Genomic DNA, 22,189 nt, shown 5'->3' with positions numbered 1-22,189 from the left:
GGTTGGCGGGGTAAAACCGCGAAGAAGGCTTGCGAAAAGCCTGCTTTCGGTGAATTACAGGGGCACAGGATAAAAAAGGAAGGCCAGTTTCATGGACGGCGTCACAGTCATCGAACATCCGCTGGTGCGGCACAAACTTACCATCATGCGCAAGAAGGAAACCTCGACAGCCGGCTTCCGCCGCCTGCTCAGGGAAATCTCGACGCTACTCTGCTATGAAGTGACGCGCGACCTTGAAATGACGATGGAAACCATCGATACGCCGCTCGAAACCATCGAGGCTCCGGTGCTGGAGGGCAAGAAGCTGGTTTTCGCCTCCATTCTGCGTGCTGGCAACGGCCTTCTGGAAGGCATGCTCGAGCTCGTGCCTTCGGCGCGTGTTGCGCATATCGGTGTCTATCGCGATCACGATACGCTGGAGGCGGTCGAATACTACTTCAAGGCTCCTGAAAGCCTCGATGCCCGCCTTATAATCGTCGTCGATCCAATGCTGGCGACCGGCAATTCCTCCATCGCTGCGGTTGAAAAGCTGAAAGAGCGGGGCGCGAAGAACATCCGCTTCCTGTGTCTGCTGGCTGCACCCGAAGGCATCAAGAATTTCCGTGAAGCGCATCCCGATGTGCCGATCTATACTGCCGCAATCGACAAGCAGCTGAATGAAAAGGGTTATATCGTTCCCGGCCTCGGCGATGCCGGCGACCGCATGTACGGCACGAAATAACACCGTTCATCATCGCTTAACCGTTTGAGCCATTCGCCGACCAACAAGCGGCGAATGGCTTTTTCTTTTAAGATTTCAGCATGTTTTGCGTCTATTCTGCATAGGGATAACCCTGCCTTCTCGGGAGCGACGACTTGCTGGCGCGTACGATTTTTCTGCTTATCGGTCTTTCGGTCAGCGCCACGCAGATTCCGGCGCTGGTGGAAAAATTTCAGCCGCGCCCGGAAGCCAAGGTGGAAAAAGCTGAAGTCAAATCGGAAGCCGTCAAACCGGAACCCGTTTCGCTTGGTGGCGTCAATCTGAAGGCGGACGCACGCGGCCACTTCAACGCCGCCTTCCGTATCAACGGTAAATCTTTCGACGGGCTTGTCGATACCGGCGCCTCCATGGTTGCCATCAATGAGACTATCGCCCGGCGGCTCGGTTTCGGCGTCAACAGCCTCGATTTCAAATATCCGATCTCAACCGCCAACGGCCAGACTATGGCGGCCTATCTGAAGCTCGACCGGGTGGAAATCGGCACGATCCGCGTTCAGAATGTCGACGCCATGGTGCTGAAAGACAATGCGTTGAGCAACATGCTTGTTGGCATGAGCTTCCTGAAACAACTATCGTCATTCAAGGTATCGGGTGGCGAAATGAGGCTGGTCAGGTAATTCGCTCGAGGACCACAGTGCCGGTTTCCATCGCAGTGTCGGCAACCCCATAGCAGGCCGCAATCCTTTTGACGGCAAGTTCCGCTTCTTCCTTAGAGGCCGCATGGACGCTGGCGATTGGTTCGCCTTTTTCCACTTTTGTGCCGAGCGGCAGGATATCGGAGATCCCGACCGAAGGGTCGATCTTGTCTGACGGCATTCTTCTGCCGCCGCCAAGCTCGACAACGACCATGCCGAGATCGCGCGTCGCACAGGATGCCAGCCAGCCGCTGCGCTCAGCCGAGACCGGGAGAATGACCGGCGCAGATGGCAGGTAACGCGACGGATGATCGACAAAGTCCGCAGGCCCGCCAAGTGCTGCGACCATTTTCGCAAAGACTTCCATGGCACGACCGGAGGAAAGGGCGGCCTCAGCCAGCGCCTCGCCTTCATCCAGAGTGGCCGCGCTGCCCGCTTGCACCAGCATTTCCGCAGCAAAGGCAAGAACCACCTTTTCGAGACGTGTTCCCGCCTTGCGGCCAGCCAGAAAGTCCAGGCAATTGACGATTTCGACCGCATTGCCTGCGGCATCGCCAAGCGGCTGGTTCATGTCGGTTATAAGAGCCGTCGTCGGCAGGCCCGCGCCATTTGCCACATCGACCAGTGCGACGGCGAGATTACGGGCATCCTCCACACTCTGCATGAAAGCGCCGTTGCCGACCTTCACATCCAGAACCAGCGTCTGAAGCCCGGCCGCAAGCTTCTTCGACAGAATGGAGGCGGTGATCAACGGGATGGAATCCACCGTCGCGGTCACGTCCCTGATAGCATAGAGGCGCTTGTCTGCGGGGGCGAGATCGCCCGTCTGGCCGATGATGGCACAGCCGACCGTCTTGACCGTCCGGCGGAACAGGGCTTCGTCCGGCATCACATCGTAACCGGGGATCGCTTCCAGCTTGTCGAGCGTGCCGCCGGTATGGCCAAGGCCCCTGCCGGAAATCATCGGCACGGCAAGACCGCAGGCGGCAACCATCGGGGCGAGCATCAGGGAGACGTTGTCGCCGACGCCGCCAGTCGAGTGCTTGTCCGTCACCGGCCTGCCAATATCGCTCCAGGACAGGACATCGCCGCTGTCGCGCATGGCGAGCGTCAGCGCCACCATCTCGTCGCGGTTCATACCCCGGAAAAACACCGCCATGGCAAAGGCAGCGGCCTGGCCTTCCGATATGCCGTCCTTGGACAGCGCCTCGATAAAAGCGGCAATCTCCTGCGGCGCAAGAGACAGGCCATCACGTTTGCGGCGGATGATTTCCTGCGGGATCAAGCTCAATACCCGCTGGCGGCCTTGGCCGGTTCGCCACCGGCCAGCACGTTCAGGACATCATCGAGAATGCCGGAAGCGCCGAAACGGAACGTGGACGGCATGGCCCAGTCGGGCGCCATGATGGTTTCCGCCAGCCGCAGATAAAGCGTGGCGTCTTCCACCGTGCCGACACCGCCGGCAGGCTTGAAGCCCACCTTCTGCCTGCTGTCGCGGATCGCCTGCAACATGATATCGGCGGCTTCCAGCGTGGCGTTGATGGCGACCTTGCCTGTTGAGGTCTTGATGAAATCGGCCCCTTCGGCAATGGCGAGTTCGGAAGCGCGGCGAATGAGAGCCTTGTCCTTCAACTCGCCGGTTTCGAGAATGACCTTGAGAAGAACGGGTGCGACGCAGACCTTGCGTACGGCAGCCACCATCTCGGAAACGGCCGTCTCATCGCCTGCTATGAACTTACGATAGGGGATGACCAGATCGATTTCGTCGGCACCGTCGCGGATAGCCGCCTCGGTCTCCGCGACCACGGTCGCAACATCCAGATCGCCCGAGGGAAAATTGACGACCGTAGCGATACGGATCGCATGGTCTTTTCCGAAAGCGGCACGCGCCTGGGCGACGAAACGCGGCCAGATGCAGATCGCGGCCGTATTGCCGTATTCAGTATGAGCCCTCTGGCACAAAGCAGCAATCTGCTCGGGCGTGCAGTCTTCCTTGAGGTTGGTCAGGTCCAGCAAGGATAGTGTCAGGGCAGCCGCTTCGCGCGGACGCTGGAGTTCCATGGTCACGCTCCTCCTGCGATCATTTCTTTCAAGATGGCGGCAAGCCTCTTGCCGCCTACCGGAGCCATGTCCTTGGTTTCCTCATGGCTTAGTTCAGCGCCGGTCATGCCGGCACCGTAATTGGTAATAACCGATGCGGCGGCAACGCGCATCCCGAAAAAGCGGGCGAGGATGACTTCCGGCACGGTGGACATGCCGACGGCATCCGCACCCAGCAGCCGCGCCATGCGGATTTCCGCCGGCGTTTCGAAGCTCGGGCCGGAAAACCACATATAGACGCCGCCGAACAAGGGCACCGTCGCGCGGATCGCGGCATTACGCATGGCGAGCATCAGGTCCGGATCATAAGCCGTAGTCATGCCGACGAAACGGTTGTCGCTCTCTTCGCCAATCAGCGGGTTCATGCCGGAATAATTGATATGATCGGTGATCTGCATGACCGAGCCGGGCGGTATGTCCTGTCTGACCGAGCCTGCCGAATTGGTGAGGATGAGCGACTGCACGCCAAGACCAGCGAGCGCCTCAATGACCGCGCGCATGGCGGCCGGATCGCCTTTTTCGTAATAGTGCACCCGGCCGGACAACATCATCACCGGCTCGCCACCGAGATAACCGGCCACCAACTCGCCCGCATGGCCGGAAACGCCGCTTGCAGGGAAACCGGGAAGTTCGGCATAGGGCACGCGGATCGCATCGCTGACCTCGTCCACCAGCGACCCCAGGCCTGAGCCCAGCACGATGGCGATGCGCGGCATCAGGCCATTCAGACGCTCCACCAGAATATCGATCAGCGTATCCGGCATCAGGGCAGCTCTGTCTTGAAGCTGAAGGGCAAAAGTTCATCCATGGTCATGACCTTCTGAACACCGGTTTCGTCACAAAGATAGACCTTGGTGTCCGGCGAGGCGAATTCGGCGATCTTCTGCCGGCAGCCGCCGCAGGGCGGGCAGAGAGCAAGCTTTTCCGCGATGACGGCGATCTCGCTTATCTTCTTTGCTCCACCCATGATCATGGCGCTGATGGCCGAAGACTCGGCGCACCAGCCTTGAGGGAAGGAGAGGTTCTCGATATTGGCGCCCTTGTAGATATTGCCGTCTTCAGCGCGGATTGCCGCACCGACAGGGAATTTCGAATAGGGCGCATGGGCAAAGGCCATGGCCTCCACTGCTGCCTCGAACAACTGATGGGACATTGGTTCACGGGACATGGATTTAACGCTCCTTCGCATAGGCAACGCCACCGGCCTTGGGGGGCTTGGCGACGCCGATGAAACCGGCAAGCAGGATGCAGGTCAGAATATAGGGCATGGCCTGGAAAATCTGCACCGGCACTTCGCCGATACCCGGCACGGATTTGCCCTGCATGAAGTTGGCGAAAGCATCCAGGAAACCGAAGAGCAGGCATGCGAACATGACCGGCACCGGCTTCCATTTCGCGAAGATCAGCGCGGCAAGTGCAATATAGCCCTTGCCGGCCGACATGTTGGCGATGAAGGCAGCCGATTGCGCAACGGCGAGATAGGCGCCCGAAAAACCGCAGAGGAAGCCGGCAACGATGACGGCGCGGTAACGCATCCATATCACCGAAATGCCCGCCGTATCGACCGCGCCCGGATTTTCACCCACCGCGCGCAGGCGAAGGCCGAAACGGGTGCGGTAAAGCACCCACCAGGACAGCGGCACCGCCAGAAAGGCGAGGTAGGTCAGGATATTGTTGCCGGAAATGACATTGGCGTAGAGCGGGCCGATGAAAGGCACTTCACGCATCGCATCCGCACCGGGCAGGATGATGGGTGCGAAACGGCCCTCGCCCGGCAATTGCGGTGTGCGCCCGCCCTGCCCGAACCACGCCTGCCCCAGAACCACCGTCAGACCGGCGGCAATAAAGTTGAGCGCCACGCCCGACACGATCTGATTGCCGCGATTTGTGATGACGGCAAAGCCGTGGATCAGCGAGAACAGGATGGAGACGGCAATGCCCGCAAGCAGGCCGGCCCAGGGATTTGCGGTGAGATAGGCGACACAAGCCGAAGCAAAGGCTGCCGCCAGCATCTTGCCTTCAAGGCCGATATCGAACACGCCCGCGCGTTCGGAAAACAGCCCCGCAAGCGCCGTGAACAGAAGCGGGATGGTGAGACGGACGGTCGAGCCGAGAATGCTGACCAGCATATCGAAGAAATCCATATCAGCTCACCCCTTTGCCAAGCGCTGGTAGATGCGGACGATCGCCGGCCGGTACATATATTCGAGTGCGCCGGCAAACAGGATAACCAGACCCTGGATGACGACGATCATCTCACGGGTAATATTCGGCATCTCGAAAGAGAGGTCTGCACCACCCTGATAGAGAATGCCGAACAGCAGCGCCGAAAACAGGATGCCGAGCGGGTGGCTTCGCCCCATCAGCGAGACGGCGATGCCGACGAAACCCGCACCGCCGACAAATTCCACCTGCAGGCGGGCGGACGCGCCCATGACCGGGTTCAGCGCCATCATGCCTGCCAGACCGCCGGAAATAAGCATGGCGATGATGACGGTGCGCGCATAAGGAATGCCGGCATAGACGGCAGCCGAGGGGCTGACGCCGAGCGTGCGCATCTCATAACCGAGCTTGGTGCGCCAGATCAGCACCCAGACCAGAAAACACATGACCAGTGCGATGATGAAGGAGACGTTGAACGGCGCCGGCCCAAGCTTCAGGCCGAACAGCGCCATCAGCCAGTCGAGCTTCGGCAATTGCCCACCTGGCAGAAAGGTGCGCGTTTCCGGCGCCATCTTGCCAGGCACGATCAGCACGTTCACCAGTAGATAGACCATCAAAGCCGCAGCGATGAAGTTGAACATGATGGTGGTTATGACGACGTGGCTACCGCGTTTTGCCTGCAGCCATGCCGGAATAAACGCCCAGGCCGCGCCGAAAACCGCAGCGCCGATGACGGCGAAGGGCATCGTAACGTACCACGGCACGTAACGGTCGAGCGCCAGCGCCACCAGCGCCGCGCCCAGTCCACCAATATAGGCCTGACCTTCGGAACCGATGTTGAACAGACCGGCATGGAAGGCGACCGCCACAGAGAGGCCGGTGAAGATGAAACTCGTCGTATAAAACAGCGTGAAGCCGATGGCATCGCCACGACCTAGCGCACCTTCGATGAGCAGGCGAAGCGCCGCGAACGGATTTTCACCGATCGACCAGACGACGAGGCCGGAAATCAGAAATGCGGTAACTACATTTAAAAACGGCAGGAGGCCGTAGGTGATCCAGTTTGGCAGGGATACAGAAGCGGTGCTCATTCATGCCTCATGCGGCGATGCCGGCCATCATCAGGCCCAGCGTCTGTTCTTCGGCTTCCGCCGTTTTTTCTCCAACGACACGCCCGGCGAACATGACCATGATCCGGTCCGAAAGGGAACGGATTTCATCGAGTTCGACCGAAACCAGCAAGATCGCCTTGCCGGCATCGCGCATTTCGATGATGCGGCGATGGATGAATTCGATGGCGCCGATATCCACACCGCGGGTCGGCTGGCCGATGATCAGCATCTTGGGGTCACGCTCGATTTCGCGGGCGACGACGATCTTCTGCTGGTTACCGCCGGAAAAATTGGCGGTCTTCAGCTGCGGGTTCGGCGGGCGGATATCGTATTTCTCGATTTTTTCGACCGCATCCTTGCGGATGGCCTCGGGGTTGAGGAAAGGGCCTTTGCCGTAACGCTCGTCATGGTGATAGCCGAGGATGGAATTTTCATATTCCTCGAATTTCAGCACCAGCCCCATATGGTGCCGGTCTTCCGGGATATGCGCGAGACCGAGTTCGCGCAGAATGGAGGGATCGGGTCGATCAACCTTCTGCCCGGCCACCCATATCTCGCCTGAATAAGGCTTGCGGATGCCCGCGATCGCTTCGAGGAGCTCAGACTGGCCATTGCCGGCCACACCGGCGATGCCGACGATTTCGCCGGCGCGGACATCCAGCGAGACATCGTCCACCATGGTGACGCCGCGGCTGTCCTTGACGGTCAGATTACGGATGGAAAGGAGAACCTCGCCCGGCGTCGTCTCGCCTTTTTCCACCCGCAGCAGCACGCGACGGCCGACCATCAATTCGGCCAGTTCCTCGACGCTGGTTTCGGAGGTTTTGCGGGTCGCCACCATTTCGCCGCGGCGCATGACGGAGACGGAATCCGTGATCGCCATGATCTCGCGCAGCTTGTGAGTGATGAGGATGACGGTTTTTCCCTGCTCACGCAGGACACCGAGGATCTTGAAAAGATGATCGGCTTCCGCAGGCGTGAGAACGCCGGTCGGCTCGTCGAGGATCAGGATTTCGGCGCCACGATACATGGCTTTGAGGATTTCGACACGCTGTTGCAGGCCGACCGGCAATTCCTCGATCACCGCATCCGGATCGACTTCCAGCCCGTAATCGTCCTCAAGGCGCTTCAACTCCTTGCGCGCAGCGGCCCGGCCCTTGGCAAGCGAAGCACCGCCTTCAGCGCCCAGCATGACGTTTTCCAGCACGGTGAAATTTTCCACCAGCATGAAATGCTGATGCACCATGCCGATGCCCGCACTGATCGCCGCCTGGCTATCGCGGATCGATACCGGCGCGCCGTTTACCCGGATTTCACCGGCATCAGCCTGGTAAAATCCGTAGAGGATCGACATCAGGGTCGATTTTCCGGCACCGTTTTCCCCGATGATGCCGTGGATCGTACCCTTGGCAACGGTCAGGTTGATATTCTTATTGGCGTGAACGGCACCGAATTTTTTATCGATGCCCACGAGTTCGATTGCTGGGTCCATACTCAAACCGAAACCTCTCCGAAGGCTGGATATGAAAAGGGCGCAAGGTGAAAAATCACCATGCGCCCCAGACACATATCATATCATTTCGGGCAGGAATTGTCCGCCATATAGTCATGAACCTTGATGGTGCCGGCAATGATGTCGGCCTTCGCCTTGTCCACGGCGGCGGTCATTTCCGGCGTGATCAGGGCCTTGTTGTTGTCGTCGAGAGCATAAGCGACGCCGTCTTCCTTGACGCCGAGAGCAACGATGCCGGGGGTGAACTTGTCGTCCTTGGCATCCTTGTAGGCGTTGTAGACGGCCAGATCGACGCGCTTAACCATCGAGGTCAGAACCGAGCCGGGGTGCAGGTGGTTCTGGTTGGAATCGACGCCGATCGAGAATTTCTTGTTGTCGGCGGCGGTCTGCAACACGCCGATACCGGTCGCACCGGCTGCCGCGTAGATTACGTCAGCGCCCTGGTCGATCTGGTTCTTGGTCAGTTCGCCACCGCGCACCGGATCGTTCCAGGCCGCACCCGTGGTGCCGGTCATGTTCTGGAAGACTTCGATCTTGTCGTTGGCAGCCTTGGCGCCCTGCGCATAACCACAGGCGAATTTACGGATCAGCGGAATATCCATGCCACCGATGAAGCCGACCTTACCGGTCTTGGAGGCCATGCCTGCCAGAAGACCGACGAGATAAGAGCCTTCGTGCTCCTTGTAGACGACCGAGCGGACATTCGGCAGCTCGACGACGGAATCGACGATGACGAACTTGGTGTCCGGGAATTCGGCTGCAACCTTTTCCATGGCCGACGTCCAGGCGAAGGACACGGCAACAACCGGGTTAAAGCCCTTGCTGGCGAAGTTGCGGATAGCTTGCTCGCCCTGCGTATCGCTGGTCGGTTCAAAATCGCGGAACTCGATGCCCGTTTCTGCCTTGAACTTCTCAGCGCCAGCCGCGGCGGCTTCGTTGAAAGACTTGTCGAACTTGCCGCCCGTACCATAAACCAATGCCGGCTTGATATCGGCAGCAAGCGCGGAAGCCGACATGGCGGCGAGCGCAAAAAGCGTCAGAAGGGATTTTTTCATTGTGCAGCCCTGTTGTTGCAATTGATATTTTAAGGGTCCTCCCGCAAACCCGTTGACCGGGAATGTCTGCGGAACCGCCAGCCGTTATCCCGGCTGTGCTTGGCTCATATCCTTGCATGGCTCAATGAAAAATTCATCCGGTTTTTTTGACCCGGTGGAAAAACTTTATTCTGGCGTTTTTTTGGTCTTTCCACCTGGGCAACGTGCAAAAAATCTAGTCGATATTGCAGCTTACGCCGGTTCCCCTGAGCCCGCAGTAGCCTCCCGGATTCTTGGCAAGATATTGCTGGTGATAGTCTTCCGCGTAATAAAATGTTTCAAGCGGTCCAATTTCGGTGGTGATGGCGCGGCCATGCCCCGCCTCGTCCAAAGCCTGCTGAAAAGCGTCGTGCGCCTTCTGCGCCTGCTGCAACTGGCCTTCGGTATTGGCATAGATGGCGGAACGATAGGTCGTGCCGACATCGTTTCCCTGCCGCATCCCTTGAGTCGGATCATGCTCCTCGAAGAATATCTTGAGCAGGCCTGACAGCGAGATGACGGCCGGATCGTAGACGACCTTGACCACTTCGGCGTGGCCCGTCTGGCCCGTCGTCGTCTCCTGATAGGTGGGATTGCGGGTAAAACCGCCAGCATAACCCACCGCCGTCACCCACACACCCGGCGTCTGCCAGAACAGGCGCTCCGCACCCCAGAAGCAACCCATGCCCAGATAGATGATTTCCAAACCATCGGGATAAGGCCCCTTCAAAGGCCGGCCATTGACGAAATGGGTCTCAGGCACGGCAAGTGCCTCTTCACGGCCGGGCAAAGCCGTCTCTTCGGTCGGCATCGTCGTCTTTTTTGAAAGCGTATCGAACAGGAACATTCGGTCCTCCGTGCGGCCGGTTCTGCCGCTTCTCAGGGTTCACATCTGCGGGGCGCGCGCGCTGTCAGTTGATAAATTCAGACTGACGAACGCCTCATGACTTTGCGCTTCCTGTAACCGGCCATCCAGCAAAGCAGGGATAGCGCGAGGAAAAAAGCGAATGCCGGCAGTCCCGACAGGGCATTTTCAATGAAGCGCCACGCTTCAGGGTGAATATAGTGAGCCAAGGCCGTTTCCACCATGGTGCGCGAGGCAGGAAGGAGATAGTTCCAGACTGACAGGATGCCGGTGATGTTGACCGAGGATGTGGAAACCGAGCGGATCGAATCGAGTACGCCAAGAAAAACCGCTGCAATCAGAAGAAGAAAGCTCAAAAACCGCAAAAAAGCTTTCATCAGGATACCTCGGTTGCGGCCCGTCGTTTCGACAGCCATGTTTTGAAAGATATATTGCATCGATAAAGGCGGGAAAACCGGTTTGCAATCGCATCGGAAGGCAGGAAATTGCCGACAATTCAAAAAACTGTCAGATTCGTGTTGATCCCAGCGAATTCATCGGTATATATCGCGCCGTTCCAGTGATTTGCATTCCTCAAAACATGCAGATTTGAAAAAAGGACAGGTGGCCGAGTGGTTTAAGGCGCACGCCTGGAACGCGTGTGTGCGTGAAAGCGTACCGTGGGTTCGAATCCCACCCTGTCCGCCATTTCACCTCACCTCAATGACTTTATAAGCGCGCCTCCGCATCGCCATTACCGTGGCAGTCAAAGTCACGTTTTTGCCCTTCTGCAAGCCTTGATGGCTATGCTTCTGCACAGACAGGGGTTTCATCCGCTTTTTTGCAGCGCTTCACCCTCTCTTGCGCCTTGCAGCAGGAAAAATCGCTCCTTATATACGCCGCATAACAGCAGCGAATACTGCAAATCCAAGTCAAGGAGTTGTCCATGGAATGCCTCACGGGGTTCCGACAGCTCGCTTCAAGGAGAGAAGAGCATGGCAAAAGTAATCGGTATCGACCTTGGCACAACCAATTCCTGCGTTGCAGTGATGGACGGCAAGGACACGAAAGTTATTGAAAACGCGGAAGGCGCGCGCACTACGCCGTCCATGGTGGCATTTTCCGACGATGGCGAACGCCTTGTCGGCCAGCCGGCCAAGCGCCAGGCGGTCACCAACCCGACCAACACCCTGTTTGCGGTCAAGCGCCTCATCGGTCGCCGTTATGAAGACCCGACCGTCGAAAAGGACAAGGCCCTCGTTCCCTTTGAAATCGTCAAGGGCGACAATGGCGACGCATGGGTGAAGGCTCAGGACAAGAACTATTCCCCTTCGCAGATTTCCGCGATGATCCTTCAGAAGATGAAGGAAACGGCTGAATCCTATCTCGGTGAAAAGGTCGAGAAGGCCGTCATCACCGTTCCGGCATACTTCAACGACGCCCAGCGCCAGGCCACCAAGGATGCTGGCCGCATCGCCGGTCTGGACGTCCTGCGCATCATCAACGAGCCGACCGCGGCAGCCCTCGCTTACGGCCTCGACAAGAAGGAAGGCAAGACCATCGCCGTTTACGACCTTGGCGGCGGCACCTTCGATATTTCCGTTCTGGAAATCGGCGACGGCGTTTTCGAAGTGAAGTCCACCAACGGCGACACCTTCCTCGGCGGTGAAGACTTCGACATGCGTCTGGTCGAATATCTGGCTGGCGAGTTCAAGAAGGATCAGGGCATCGACCTGAAGAACGACAAGCTCGCTCTGCAGCGCCTCAAGGAAGCTGCCGAAAAGGCCAAGATCGAACTTTCGTCCTCGCAGCAGACCGAAATCAACCTGCCGTTCATCACGGCTGATGCTTCCGGTCCGAAGCACCTGACGCTGAAGCTGACCCGCGCCAAGTTCGAAAGCCTGGTGGACGATCTGGTGCAGCGCACCGTCGCCCCTTGCAAGGCTGCCCTCAAGGATGCCGGCGTTACCGCTGCCGAGATCGATGAAGTCGTTCTCGTTGGTGGCATGAGCCGCATGCCGAAGGTACAGGAAGTCGTCAAGCAGCTGTTCGGCAAGGAGCCGCATAAGGGCGTGAACCCTGATGAAGTGGTTGCCATGGGCGCCGCCATTCAGGCCGGCGTTCTGCAGGGCGACGTCAAGGACGTTCTGCTTCTCGACGTGACCCCGCTGTCGCTCGGCATCGAAACGCTGGGTGGCGTCTTCACCCGTCTGATCGATCGCAACACGACGATCCCGACGAAGAAGAGCCAGACCTTCTCGACCGCCGAAGACAGCCAGTCGGCCGTTACGATCCGCGTCTCGCAGGGCGAGCGCGAAATGGCGCAGGATAACAAGCTGCTCGGCCAGTTCGACCTCGTCGGCCTGCCGCCGGCACCCCGCGGCGTTCCGCAGATCGAAGTAACCTTCGATATCGACGCCAACGGCATCGTGCAGGTTTCGGCGAAAGACAAGGGCACCGGTAAGGAACAGCAGATCCGTATCCAGGCTTCCGGTGGTCTTTCCGACGCCGACATCGAGAAGATGGTCAAGGACGCTGAAGCCAATGCCGAAGCCGACAAGAAGCGTCGTGCGGGTGTCGAAGCCAAGAACCAGGCCGAAAGCCTCGTTCACTCCACCGAGAAATCGGTGAAGGAATATGGCGACAAGGTTTCCGAAACCGACCGCAAGGCCATTGAAGACGCCATTGCCAGCCTGAAGACGGCAGTTGAGGCTTCCGAACCGGATGCCGACGACATTCAGGCAAAGACCCAGACCCTCATGGAAGTTTCCATGAAGCTCGGTCAGGCCATCTACGAAGCCCAGCAGGCTGAAGCCGGCGCTGACGGAGAAGGCGGCAAGGACGACGTCGTCGACGCCGACTATGAGGAAATCAAGGACGACAAGAAGTCCGCATAATCGCGTGACTTCCCGTCTCCTGTCGATACATGCAAGACATCCGGCTGCCGACGTGCAGCCGGAAATCCATTTGCGAGGCTTGTTATCTTAATGGCGAAAGCAGACTTTTACGAAACACTCGGCGTCAGCAAGACCGCGGACGAAAAAGAGCTGAAAAGCGCCTTCCGCAAACTCGCGATGAAATACCATCCGGACAAGAACCCGGATGATGCTGATTCCGAACGTAAGTTCAAGGAAATCAACGAAGCCTATGAAACGCTGAAGGACCCGCAAAAACGCGCGGCCTACGACCGTTTTGGCCATGCCGCCTTTGAAAATGGCGGCATGGGCGGCGGCGGTATGGGCGGCGGCGGTTTCGCCAATGGCGGCTTCTCGGATATCTTCGAAGACATCTTCGGCGAGATGATGGGCGGCGGACGCGCACGCCGCTCTTCCGGCGGTCGCGAGCGCGGCGCCGACCTTCGCTACAACATGGAAATCACGCTGGAAGAAGCCTTTGCCGGCAAGACGGCGCAGATCAGGGTTCCAACCTCGATCACCTGCGATGTCTGTTCCGGTTCTGGCGCAAAACCCGGCACGCAACCCAAAACCTGCGGCACCTGTCAGGGTTCCGGCCGCGTGCGCGCAGCCCAGGGCTTCTTCTCGGTGGAACGCACCTGCCCCACCTGCCACGGGCGTGGACAGACGATTTCCGATCCGTGCAGCAAGTGCCACGGCCAGGGCCGCGTGACGGAAGAGCGTTCGCTTTCGGTCAACATTCCCTCTGGTATCGAGGATGGCACCCGCATTCGCTTGCAAGGCGAAGGCGAAGCCGGCATGCGTGGCGGCCCGGCGGGCGATCTCTACATCTTCCTGTCCGTGCGTCCGCATGAGTTCTTCCAGCGCGACGGCGCCGATCTCTATTGCACCGTGCCGATCTCCATGACGACGGCAGCTCTTGGCGGCACGTTCGATGTCACGACGCTCGACGGCACGAAGTCTCGCGTCACGGTTCCGGAAGGCACCCAGCCAGGCAAGCAGTTCCGCCTGAAGGGCAAGGGCATGCCGGTGCTGCGTTCGGCGCAGACGGGCGACCTCTACATCCAGATCCAGATCGAGACACCGCAGAAGCTCAGCAAGCGCCAGCGCGAGCTGTTGCAGGAGTTCGAGCAACTCTCGTCCCAGGAGAATAATCCGGAATCGACCGGCTTCTTTGCCCGGATGAAGGAATTCTTCGACGGCTGATCTGCGGCCGTTACCCACCATAAAAAACGCCGCCGTCTTTCGGGACTGGCGGCGTTTTTCGTTCGTATCAGCCAGTAAAACCGCCCTCATCAAGATATTGCCGTTCCTCCGGTGTCGTTTCCCGCAGCAATATGTCGTTGCGATGCGGAAAGCGGCCAAAACGCGCGACGATATCGCGATGCTCTTCGGCATGGTGGAGATAAAGCCCACCAAGCGGCCGGTTGAGCCTGCAGGCACGCTCCTGATCCTCGATGCTTTCCGAATGGGAAAAGGGCAGATAGAAGAAGACCCGCAAATCCTCGGTCACCGCCTGATCGTGGCCGCGACGGATGGCCTCGCTGGCGAACATGCGTGCCAGCGGATCGGTCGCATACATATGCGCTGTCTCGCGAAAGCAGTTGCGCGGGAACTGATCCAGCAGAAGCATCAGCGCGAGGCTGCTTTCCGCACCGTCCAGCCAGCCATCCAATTCGCGCCTTGCAGCGGCAAAATGGGCATCGCGGAAACGGTCATGAAAGTGATCGTCGAAGGCGGCATCCTTGTCGAACCACTTGTCCGGTCCTGCCTTCTTCCAGAAATCCACAATTTCGGCGGCAAGTGCGGCTGTATCGCTCTTCATCGGGTCTCCCTCATCAATAATGCGGCGGCCGGGTAATTGCGGGCGCGTCCAGCGACTGCTCCTCGAGGCTCAGGAACCTTTCCGTCAACCGGTCTAGCTTGGCGCGGGTCTGTTCCACCACCTTCCACTGTTCCGTCAGCTGGTCGGACAGTTCCTCTATAGTCTTGGCCTGATGCGCGATCGTTTCCTCAAGCGCAATGATCCGTTTTTCGGTTTCCGACGTCATATCGACCTCTCTTTCCCGCCCTTCCTTGGCCCTAAAAAGCTTCAAGTCAACCATATGCCGCTTTGGTGAACCGGATTCCTCACAGCGTTCCGTCAACGCAGAAACGCCGGCGACGTTTCCATCACCGGCGTTCCAAATTTTTCGAGACCCGCTCAGTCTTCTTCTACGAAAACCTCTTCGCGCTTTTTCTTCACGCTGGGCAGGAAGACGATGATCAGCACGGCCAGAGCAATAAACAGCAGGGTGGCGCTGATCGGTCGGGTGACGAAGGTCGTCGGATCGCCACGCGACAGGATCATGGCGCGTCGCAGGTTTTCCTCCAGCAGCGGCCCAAGCACGAAGCCCAGCAACAGCGGCGCCGGCTCGCAGCGCAGCTTCACGAGCACATAACCAATGAAGCCGAAGAAGGCGACGGCGTAGAGATCGAAGACGTTGGAATTGACGCTGTAAACCCCGATGGCGCAGAAGGCCATGATGATGGGGAAAAGCACGTAATAAGGCACCGTCAGCAGCTTCACCCAAAGCCCGATCAGGGGCAGGTTGAGGATGACGAGCATCAGATTGCCGATCCACATCGAGGCGATGATGCCCCAGAACAGCGCCGGCTGCTCGGTCGCAACGTTCGGGCCGGGCACGATGCCCTGAATGATCATCGCACCGATCATCAGCGCCATCACCGGGTTTGCAGGAATACCGAGCGTCAGAAGCGGGATGAACGAGGTCTGGGCACCGGCATTATTGGCGGATTCCGGACCGGCAACACCAGCAACCGCACCGTGTCCAAACTCCTCAGGATGCTTGGAGACGCGTTTTTCGACGGTGTACGATGCAAAGGCAGCGAGAATTGCACCGCCGCCGGGCAGGATGCCCAGTGCCGAACCGATGGCCGTACCGCGCAGCACCGGGCCGACCATGGCCTTGAAGTCTTCCTTCGACGGCATCAGGCTGCTGACCTTGGCGATCAGCACCGAGCGCGTGCGCTCGTTTTCGAGATTGCGCAGGATTTCGGCGATACCGAATACGCCCACCGCCACCGCAACGAAATTCAGCCCATCGGCATATTCGCGGATGCCGAGAGTGAAGCGCGGCGCGCCGCTGTAGATATCCGTGCCGACGAGACCCAGCAGCAGGCCAAGCACGACTATGGCCAGCGCCTTGACGATGGAACCGTGGGCAAGCGCGATGGACGAGACGAGGCCGACGACCATCAGCGAGAAATATTCCGCCGCGCCGAATTCCAGCGCAATCGCCGTCAAGGGCGGTGCAAAGACTGCCACGAGAAAGGTGGAAACCGTGCCGGCGAAAAACGAGCCGATGGCGGCAATCGCAAGTGCGGCGCCCGCCTTGCCCTTGCGCGCCATCTGGTAGCCGTCAATGGCGGTAACGGCGGATGAGGATTCCCCCGGCATGTTGATGAGGATCGCCGTGGTGGAGCCGCCATATTGCGCGCCGTAATAGATGCCTGCGAGCATGATGAGCGACGAGACGGGCTCAAGCTGAAAGGTGATCGGCAACAGCATGGCGATGGTCGCGGTTGCGCCGATGCCCGGCAGCACTCCGATCAGCGTGCCGAGCAGCACGCCAATCAGGCAGAAAAACAGGTTTGCCAGCGACGTGGCCGTGACGAAACCGAGAGCAAGATTATCAAGCAATTCCATTGCGGCACCTCAAAATTTAAGCCAGGGGCCGAAGCGCTGGAATGGCAGGCCGAGACCATAATTGAACACAGCAACGGAAAAGACCGTGATGGCGGCGGAAATAATGACGGCCATGAGCGGGCTCATCTTGTGCGAGGCGAAGGCTGCGATAAGGGCGCTGAAAAAAAGCGCCGGTACGAAACCCAGCCCCCGGACCGTGAAACCGAAAAAGATCGGCGCGGGCAGGATGAAAAAAATCCCCCGCCAGGCGATTGCACCGAGGGCATCGCCCTGCACACGGGTGGCGCGAATGAATATTACCCCGCCAAGCAGGATCAGCACGATTGCCAGAACAAGCGGAAAATAACCCGGCCCCATGCGGAAGGCGGTTCCGATATCCAGCCCGAAAGACTGCAAGGCAAAAAAAGCGCCAAAACCGATGAAAATTGCCCCACAGGCTGCCTCGGCAGGGTCAATGAAAAACGACTTCATGAAAGATGCCCCTCCACTGCGGCCGGCCACACACCGTTCCGCGCGTTAAATTGACGGCAAGAAGCCGGCGGCAGGGTGCCGCCGGCAATTGCTTCAACCATCAGTCGGCATATTGGCCGGCGCCCTCGATCACAGGCTTCCAGCGGGCGATTTCGCTTTCAAGCTTGGTCTTGAGCGCTGCGGGCGTCGCATCGGCTTCCGGGGAAGGCGTGGTGCCGAGTTCGGCAAAACGGGCCGCCACGTTCTTGTCCTTCAGCGCGACCTGAAGGGACTTGGAGAGCTTTTCGTTGATCTCGGCCGGCGTGCCCTTCGGCGTGTAGATACCGTGCCAGATACCCACCTCAAGCTTCGGCAGGCCCGATTCGGCAACTGTCGGTACGTCCGGCAACACGTCGAGCCGCTTGGCCGAGGTTACGGCATAGGCTTTAACGGTCCCGCCCTGAATTTGCTTGGTGGTGTTGGTGGTCTGGTCGCACATGATATCGACCTGGCCGCCGAGCAGGTCGGTCATGGCCGGGCCAGTGCCCTTATAGGGAACAGTGACCAGCGGCGTCTCGATCGCGCTCATGAACAACATGCCGCACAGATGCGAGGCAGCACCGATGCCGGCATTGGCAACGGTGACCTTGTCCTTGTTCGCCTTGGCGTAGTCGATCAGACCCTTGAGATCCTTGGTCTCGAGCGTCTTGCGCGACAGAATGGTCATCGGCACTTCCGTGACCAGACCGACATATTCGAAAGCATTCAGGGTATCATAGGCGAGCTTGCGATAAAGCGTGGCGCTCGTCGCCATGCCGATGTGATGCAGCAGAACGGTGTAACCGTCCGGATCCGACGACGCCACGCGGCCAGCGCCCAGCGTGCCACCAGCGCCGCCGACATTTTCGACGATGATCTGCTGGCCGAGATCCTTCGACATGGATTCAGCGACAAGACGCGCGACCGTATCTGTCGGGCCACCGGCGGCAAAGGGCACGACCATGGTGATGTTGCGCTCGGGGTAGTTCTGAGCGGATGCAGAAAGCGCAAAAAGGGAAACGGCAGCGGCGGCAGCAAGGCCGGTAACTGTCTTCAGTATTTTCATCGATTCCTCCCGGATGAAAATGTTCGCCACTTCAGCCGCGCATGCTCCTCCATGGCGACCGGGGTGAGCCATTTGCGATCCGGGATTGCCGTTCAGCAACGGTGGTCTTGCTTCAAGGCGCGCTTTTATCGCCATCATGGGCAGCAATGGGTGGATTTCTACCCATACGCGCTCATCCATGGGTGGAAATCCACCCATCACACCTCGGTCATGTGCCGGTGCAGCTCGTATTTCTGCATTTTTTCGTAAAGCGTTTTGCGTGAAATGCCGAGGCTCTCATAGACGGATTTCAGATTTCCACCGTGGGCGGCGATCGCGCGCGCAATCAGGCTTTTTTCATAAGCCGCGACCCTTGCGGCAAGCGCCGACTTGCCATCGTCCTCAAATGGCAGCGAGGTTTCGGAGACATCGCTTTCCAGACCGAGAACGAAACGGTCCGCCGCATTGCGCAATTCCCGGACATTGCCCGGCCACTCGCGCAGGGAAATAACTGAGAGTAGATGCTGCGGAACGTCCATATCTTCCCGCCCGTAACGGGCGGCAGCCTCCCGCACCAGATGCAGGAAAAGCAGCGGTATGTCGGCACTGCGCTGCGAGAGGGACGGCACGAGAAGCGTCGCCACGTTCAGGCGGTAAAGAAGATCGGCACGGAACCGCCCTGCCGCGACTTCCTGCTCCAGATCGACCTTGCTGGTGGCGATGAAGCGGACGTCGAGCTCGACTGTTTCATTGGAGCCAAGACGGGTGATCACCCGTTCCTGCAACACGCGCAGGAACCGGCCCTGCAATTCAAAGGGCATGGAGCCGATCTCGTCCAGCAATATGGTGCCGCCGCGGGCATGCTCGAACTTGCCGTAGCGCGGGCGCAGCGCGCCGGGAAAAGCGCCAGCCTCGTGGCCGAACAGCTCGCTTTCGATCAGCGTTTGCGGAAGGGCGGCACAATTGATGGCGACAAAGGGCCGGTTGGCTCTGGTGCTGATATCGTGAAGTGCGCGCGCCACCACTTCCTTGCCCGCACCGGTATCGCCGACAATGAGCGTATCGGCATCCGTCGCACCGATGGCGCGAATGCGGTAGCGCAGATCGACCATGACCTGGGTTCTGCCGGGCAGACGCGTTTCGAGATCGTCATGCTTGCCCGCCACCGCCTTCAGGCGGCGGTTTTCCAGTACCAGTGCCCGCCGGTCGTTGGCTCTTTTTATGATGCCGGCGAGATATTGCGGGGTGAAGGGCTTTTCGATGAAGTCATAAGCACCGTTGCGCATGGCATTGACGGCAAGCTGCACATCGCCATGGCCCGTCATCAGGATGACAGGTATTTCCGGGTCAAGCTCCCGCACCTTCTGCAGCAGCGTCATGCCATCCATGCCGGGCATCCTGATATCGCTGACCACGACGCCATCGAAGCTGTAGCCGATGAGTTCAAGCGCATGTTCGGCGCTTGCCAGCATGGTCACCGCAAAACCGGAAAGTTCCAGCGCCTGCGCGGTGGAAAAGCGCAGCTCCTCCTCGTCATCAATCAACAGAACCCGCGACATGGTCATTCCGCCGCCGCCTCCACACGATAGGCTGCTGCCGGTAATTCGATCTCGAATTCCGCCCCGCCGTCTTCATGGTTTCTCACACGCAGCTGGCCGCCAAAATCCTTGATGATGTTGTAGGTGATGGAAAGGCCGAGACCGAGGCCACGCCCCACGCCCTTGGTGGTGAAGAAGGGATCGAAGATGCGCTCCGAAATCGCCGGAGGAACGCCCGGACCTCGGTCACGAATGAAAATCGAAACCGTCTGACCGTGCAGCACGGCTTTCAAAGCGATGCGACGATCCTCGCGCCCTTCCACCGCATCGGCGGCATTGGAGATGATGTTGACCAGCACCTGCTGCAGCCGCACCGGCCCGGCCTTCACCGCAAGCGGCACCGGACCAAGATCAACATCCAGCACCGCATTGGCGGCCTTCAGCCGTGCTCCAACAATTTCCAGCGTATCGCGAAGGACGGCATCCAGCGCGACCGCAGCCATTTTCTCATTGGGTTTGCGGGCAAAATTTCTCAGATGCCTGCTGATGGAAGCCATGCGATCGATAAGGCCTGAAATACGCCTGAGGTTTTCCGTCACCTCTTCCAGACGTCCACGTTCCACGAGAAGAGAGGCGTTTTCCGCATAATTCTTGGCGGCTGCGAGCGGCTGGTTGAACTCGTGCGAAAGTGCTGCCGACATTTGCCCGAGCGCTGCAAGCTTGCCCGCCTGAACCAGGTCATTCTGCATCTTGCGCAATTGTTTCTCCGTCTGGCGGCGCTCGGCGATTTCGTGTTCGATCTCACGGTTCACTCGCGCGAGATCGGCTGTGCGCTCCTCCACACGCCGCTCCAGCTCCGCCTGAGCCTCGGCCTGGTGGGTCAGGCGTTCGCGCAGGCGCCGCCGTCTTTGCAGCATGGCGGCGACCACGGCGGCGGCAAGACACAGGCAGAGGATGATCGCGATCATCGCCGTCTTGACCTGCGTCCTGAGTGAGCCGGTATCCATCAGCACGCTGACCGTCCAACCCGCGTCGGGCATCGGCTGCGACAGGACGAGATATTCCCTGTCACCGTCGTTCTGGCTGATCGTCATCAACCGATGAGAGCCGAAATTGCCGTTTTTCAGCGGCAGTTCCTTCAGGTCGGCATTGGCGTAACGGCGGGATGCCGCCGTGCGCGCAAGCCTTTCCGGTGTCAGCGGCATCAGGCCGGAATAAAGCCACTGCGGCGTTCCGGTCATGAAGATGATGCCTTCCGGGTCCGATACGAGAATGCGGTTTTCACCATCGCCGAACGACGCCTCTATGCCTTCAATATCGACCTTGAAGACGATGACGCCCTTGATCTCCTCGTTGAAGAGAATAGGCGCGGAAAAATAATAACCGCGCTTGTGGGAGGTGGTGCCTAGCGCGAAGAAACGCGACGGGAAGCCCTTGGCGGCATCCTGAAAATAGGGACGGTAGCTGAAATTCTCACCGACGAAGCTCGTGGGTCCATCATAGTTACTGGCGGCGATGGTTACTCCGTCCAGCGTGATGATGTAGATGTCGGAGGATTCCAGCAATGTATTGATGGATTTGAGATATATATTGGCGCGCTGACGCATCGCCTCATCCTGCGGATGCGCGACAAGCTCCTCAATGTCGTCATGATCGGCGATCAGGGCGGGCAGCGGCTCGAAACGGCTCAAAAGCCCGCCAAGAGCCGAGACGGCCAGCCTGAGGGTGGTGCGGCCCTGATCGGAGACTTCGCCGAAATAGCTTTCCGCAATGATGCCGCTGCCCTTGGTCACGGCGCCGTAACCGAGGCCGAGGCTGAGCAGCGTCAATAAAATCCAGCGATATTTCACCGAAGCTCCCCTCCCCGTTGCAGGCACCAGACCTGCTCTCCCGAACAGAGTGTAGGAGGAGTGATCGGATTTTCCAAGTAACCGAAAAAAGCAGCTAAACGGCCCGAAAACAAAAAACCGGCCACGAGGGCCGGTTTTCCGTAAAGATTATTTCAGAAAGCTTATGCGCTTTCCTTCGGCGTCAGAACCTGACGACCGCGATACATACCGGTCTTCAGATCGATATGGTGCGGACGGCGCAGTTCGCCGGAGTTCTTGTCTTCAACGTAGGTCGAAGCCTTGAGACCGTCAGCCGAGCGGCGCATGCCGCGCTTGGACGGGCTTGTTTTTCTTTTTGGTACAGCCATTTTTGTTACTCCACTTTAGCGGCGAAACAACGTAACCGGCCATAACCAAAGGCCGAATGTCGGGTGTCTCGATATCGGAAATTTGGCGCGCTTATA

Annotated in this window: 22 protein-coding genes and 1 tRNA gene; 5 read left to right on the top strand and 18 right to left on the bottom strand. The window is 58.9% G+C overall.

Going from position 1 to position 22,189, the window contains the following annotated elements; genetic code table 11:
* Positions 1-91 precede the first annotated feature (91 nt).
* Together upp and CRO62_RS18305 are read left to right on the top strand one after the other, a co-directional pair.
* Positions 92-721 (top strand): uracil phosphoribosyltransferase, encoded by a 630-nt coding sequence (gene upp, locus CRO62_RS18310; protein WP_003493096.1) that lies wholly within the window; start codon positions 92-94, stop codon positions 719-721.
* A gap of 134 nt (positions 722-855) precedes the next feature.
* The gene (locus CRO62_RS18305) at positions 856-1,377 is read left to right on the top strand and encodes a TIGR02281 family clan AA aspartic protease (protein WP_013635250.1); all 522 of its coding nucleotides are present in this window, start codon (positions 856-858) and stop codon (positions 1,375-1,377) included.
* Here the strand turns inward: CRO62_RS18305 and deoA are convergent.
* The 10 genes from deoA to CRO62_RS18255 form a co-directional block, all read right to left on the bottom strand.
* Positions 1,370-2,686 (bottom strand): thymidine phosphorylase, encoded by a 1,317-nt coding sequence (deoA, locus tag CRO62_RS18300; RefSeq protein WP_097101100.1) that lies wholly within the window; start codon positions 2,684-2,686, stop codon positions 1,370-1,372. The two genes, CRO62_RS18305 and deoA, sit on opposite strands and share 8 nt — an antisense overlap.
* Positions 2,683-3,456, bottom strand: a complete 774-nt coding sequence (gene deoC / locus CRO62_RS18295; RefSeq protein ID WP_097101099.1) for a deoxyribose-phosphate aldolase — start codon at positions 3,454-3,456, stop codon at positions 2,683-2,685. The genes deoA and deoC overlap by 4 nt, the downstream gene beginning before the upstream one ends.
* A gap of 2 nt (positions 3,457-3,458) precedes the next feature.
* Complete coding sequence (locus CRO62_RS18290; protein ID WP_003514406.1) at positions 3,459-4,259, bottom strand: purine-nucleoside phosphorylase; 801 nt, start codon at positions 4,257-4,259, stop codon at positions 3,459-3,461.
* Positions 4,259-4,648 (bottom strand): cytidine deaminase, encoded by a 390-nt coding sequence (locus CRO62_RS18285; protein WP_179784649.1) that lies wholly within the window; start codon positions 4,646-4,648, stop codon positions 4,259-4,261. The genes CRO62_RS18290 and CRO62_RS18285 overlap by 1 nt, the downstream gene beginning before the upstream one ends.
* 19 nt (positions 4,649-4,667) lie before the next feature.
* Positions 4,668-5,639, bottom strand: a complete 972-nt coding sequence (locus tag CRO62_RS18280; protein WP_097101097.1) for an ABC transporter permease — start codon at positions 5,637-5,639, stop codon at positions 4,668-4,670.
* A gap of 6 nt (positions 5,640-5,645) precedes the next feature.
* Entirely contained in the window at positions 5,646-6,749 is a 1,104-nt protein-coding gene (locus CRO62_RS18275; RefSeq protein ID WP_097101096.1) for an ABC transporter permease, read from the bottom strand.
* Between the two features lie 7 nt (positions 6,750-6,756).
* Entirely contained in the window at positions 6,757-8,262 is a 1,506-nt protein-coding gene (locus CRO62_RS18270) for an ABC transporter ATP-binding protein (RefSeq protein WP_003514394.1), read from the bottom strand.
* An 83-nt stretch (positions 8,263-8,345) separates the two neighbouring features.
* Positions 8,346-9,338: a BMP family lipoprotein gene (locus CRO62_RS18265; protein WP_003514392.1), complete on the bottom strand. Its 993-nt coding sequence runs from the start codon at positions 9,336-9,338 to the stop codon at positions 8,346-8,348.
* Positions 9,339-9,552: 214 nt separating this feature from the next.
* Positions 9,553-10,203 carry a peptide-methionine (S)-S-oxide reductase MsrA gene (msrA, locus tag CRO62_RS18260; protein WP_019564547.1) on the bottom strand — a complete coding sequence of 217 codons (651 nt, stop codon included), beginning with the start codon at positions 10,201-10,203 and terminating at the stop codon, positions 9,553-9,555.
* A gap of 77 nt (positions 10,204-10,280) precedes the next feature.
* The gene (locus tag CRO62_RS18255) at positions 10,281-10,598 is read right to left on the bottom strand and encodes a hypothetical protein (RefSeq protein ID WP_013635245.1); all 318 of its coding nucleotides are present in this window, start codon (positions 10,596-10,598) and stop codon (positions 10,281-10,283) included.
* A 220-nt stretch (positions 10,599-10,818) separates the two neighbouring features.
* Between CRO62_RS18255 and CRO62_RS18250 the strand changes: the two genes are divergently transcribed.
* The 3 genes from CRO62_RS18250 to dnaJ all read left to right on the top strand — a co-directional run bounded on the left by CRO62_RS18250 (position 10,819) and on the right by dnaJ (position 14,321).
* A tRNA-Ser gene (locus CRO62_RS18250) sits at positions 10,819-10,908 on the top strand.
* Positions 10,909-11,195: 287 nt separating this feature from the next.
* The gene (dnaK, locus tag CRO62_RS18245; RefSeq protein ID WP_097101095.1) at positions 11,196-13,097 is read left to right on the top strand and encodes a molecular chaperone DnaK; all 1,902 of its coding nucleotides are present in this window, start codon (positions 11,196-11,198) and stop codon (positions 13,095-13,097) included.
* 90 nt (positions 13,098-13,187) lie between these two features.
* Complete coding sequence (dnaJ, locus tag CRO62_RS18240; RefSeq protein WP_003514371.1) at positions 13,188-14,321, top strand: molecular chaperone DnaJ; 1,134 nt, start codon at positions 13,188-13,190, stop codon at positions 14,319-14,321.
* 67 nt (positions 14,322-14,388) lie between these two features.
* On the opposite strand, the gene CRO62_RS18235 is transcribed toward dnaJ, so the two are convergent.
* The 8 genes from CRO62_RS18235 to rpmF form a co-directional block, all read right to left on the bottom strand.
* Entirely contained in the window at positions 14,389-14,940 is a 552-nt protein-coding gene (locus CRO62_RS18235) for a DUF924 family protein (RefSeq protein WP_097101094.1), read from the bottom strand.
* A 13-nt stretch (positions 14,941-14,953) separates the two neighbouring features.
* A complete protein-coding gene (locus CRO62_RS18230; RefSeq protein WP_013635242.1) occupies positions 14,954-15,166 on the bottom strand; it encodes a SlyX family protein in 213 nt (70 codons plus the stop codon).
* Positions 15,167-15,318: 152 nt separating this feature from the next.
* Positions 15,319-16,824: a tripartite tricarboxylate transporter permease gene (locus CRO62_RS18225; RefSeq protein ID WP_097101093.1), complete on the bottom strand. Its 1,506-nt coding sequence runs from the start codon at positions 16,822-16,824 to the stop codon at positions 15,319-15,321.
* Positions 16,825-16,833: 9 nt separating this feature from the next.
* Positions 16,834-17,295 (bottom strand): tripartite tricarboxylate transporter TctB family protein, encoded by a 462-nt coding sequence (locus CRO62_RS18220; protein WP_003514354.1) that lies wholly within the window; start codon positions 17,293-17,295, stop codon positions 16,834-16,836.
* 100 nt (positions 17,296-17,395) lie between these two features.
* The gene (locus CRO62_RS18215; RefSeq protein ID WP_097101092.1) at positions 17,396-18,379 is read right to left on the bottom strand and encodes a tripartite tricarboxylate transporter substrate-binding protein; all 984 of its coding nucleotides are present in this window, start codon (positions 18,377-18,379) and stop codon (positions 17,396-17,398) included.
* A 197-nt stretch (positions 18,380-18,576) separates the two neighbouring features.
* Entirely contained in the window at positions 18,577-19,923 is a 1,347-nt protein-coding gene (locus CRO62_RS18205; RefSeq protein ID WP_097101091.1) for a sigma-54-dependent transcriptional regulator, read from the bottom strand.
* A complete protein-coding gene (locus tag CRO62_RS18200; protein ID WP_097101090.1) occupies positions 19,920-21,746 on the bottom strand; it encodes a sensor histidine kinase in 1,827 nt (608 codons plus the stop codon). Before CRO62_RS18200 ends, CRO62_RS18205 begins: the two co-directional genes overlap by 4 nt.
* 161 nt (positions 21,747-21,907) lie before the next feature.
* Positions 21,908-22,093 (bottom strand): 50S ribosomal protein L32, encoded by a 186-nt coding sequence (rpmF, locus tag CRO62_RS18195; RefSeq protein ID WP_003514347.1) that lies wholly within the window; start codon positions 22,091-22,093, stop codon positions 21,908-21,910.
* Positions 22,094-22,189 lie beyond the last annotated feature (96 nt).

The organism is Rhizobium sp. AN6A, from assembly GCF_900215635.1.
Classification (GTDB): Bacteria; Pseudomonadota; Alphaproteobacteria; order Rhizobiales; family Rhizobiaceae; genus Agrobacterium; species Agrobacterium tumefaciens.
This window is presented reverse-complemented; position numbering and strand designations above follow the sequence as displayed.

What these genes read in the sequence shown, in the direction of transcription:
- CRO62_RS18225 (WP_097101093.1), bottom strand. Translation starts at nt 16,824, where the DNA reads ATGGAATTGCTTGATAATCTTGCTCTCGGTTTCGTCACGGCCACGTCG.
- CRO62_RS18205 (WP_097101091.1), bottom strand. Translation starts at nt 19,923, where the DNA reads ATGACCATGTCGCGGGTTCTGTTGATTGATGACGAGGAGGAGCTGCGC.
- CRO62_RS18280 (WP_097101097.1), bottom strand. Translation starts at nt 5,639, where the DNA reads ATGGATTTCTTCGATATGCTGGTCAGCATTCTCGGCTCGACCGTCCGT.
- deoC (WP_097101099.1), bottom strand. Translation starts at nt 3,456, where the DNA reads ATGGAACTCCAGCGTCCGCGCGAAGCGGCTGCCCTGACACTATCCTTG.
- upp (WP_003493096.1), top strand. Translation starts at nt 92, where the DNA reads ATGGACGGCGTCACAGTCATCGAACATCCGCTGGTGCGGCACAAACTT.
- CRO62_RS18215 (WP_097101092.1), bottom strand. Translation starts at nt 18,379, where the DNA reads ATGAAAATACTGAAGACAGTTACCGGCCTTGCTGCCGCCGCTGCCGTT.
- CRO62_RS18235 (WP_097101094.1), bottom strand. Translation starts at nt 14,940, where the DNA reads ATGAAGAGCGATACAGCCGCACTTGCCGCCGAAATTGTGGATTTCTGG.
- CRO62_RS18270 (WP_003514394.1), bottom strand. Translation starts at nt 8,262, where the DNA reads ATGGACCCAGCAATCGAACTCGTGGGCATCGATAAAAAATTCGGTGCC.
- rpmF (WP_003514347.1), bottom strand. Translation starts at nt 22,093, where the DNA reads ATGGCTGTACCAAAAAGAAAAACAAGCCCGTCCAAGCGCGGCATGCGC.
- CRO62_RS18220 (WP_003514354.1), bottom strand. Translation starts at nt 17,295, where the DNA reads ATGAAGTCGTTTTTCATTGACCCTGCCGAGGCAGCCTGTGGGGCAATT.
- msrA (WP_019564547.1), bottom strand. Translation starts at nt 10,203, where the DNA reads ATGTTCCTGTTCGATACGCTTTCAAAAAAGACGACGATGCCGACCGAA.
- CRO62_RS18275 (WP_097101096.1), bottom strand. Translation starts at nt 6,749, where the DNA reads ATGAGCACCGCTTCTGTATCCCTGCCAAACTGGATCACCTACGGCCTC.
- CRO62_RS18255 (WP_013635245.1), bottom strand. Translation starts at nt 10,598, where the DNA reads ATGAAAGCTTTTTTGCGGTTTTTGAGCTTTCTTCTTCTGATTGCAGCG.
- dnaJ (WP_003514371.1), top strand. Translation starts at nt 13,188, where the DNA reads ATGGCGAAAGCAGACTTTTACGAAACACTCGGCGTCAGCAAGACCGCG.
- dnaK (WP_097101095.1), top strand. Translation starts at nt 11,196, where the DNA reads ATGGCAAAAGTAATCGGTATCGACCTTGGCACAACCAATTCCTGCGTT.
- CRO62_RS18230 (WP_013635242.1), bottom strand. Translation starts at nt 15,166, where the DNA reads ATGACGTCGGAAACCGAAAAACGGATCATTGCGCTTGAGGAAACGATC.
- CRO62_RS18290 (WP_003514406.1), bottom strand. Translation starts at nt 4,259, where the DNA reads ATGCCGGATACGCTGATCGATATTCTGGTGGAGCGTCTGAATGGCCTG.
- CRO62_RS18265 (WP_003514392.1), bottom strand. Translation starts at nt 9,338, where the DNA reads ATGAAAAAATCCCTTCTGACGCTTTTTGCGCTCGCCGCCATGTCGGCT.
- CRO62_RS18285 (WP_179784649.1), bottom strand. Translation starts at nt 4,648, where the DNA reads ATGTCCCATCAGTTGTTCGAGGCAGCAGTGGAGGCCATGGCCTTTGCC.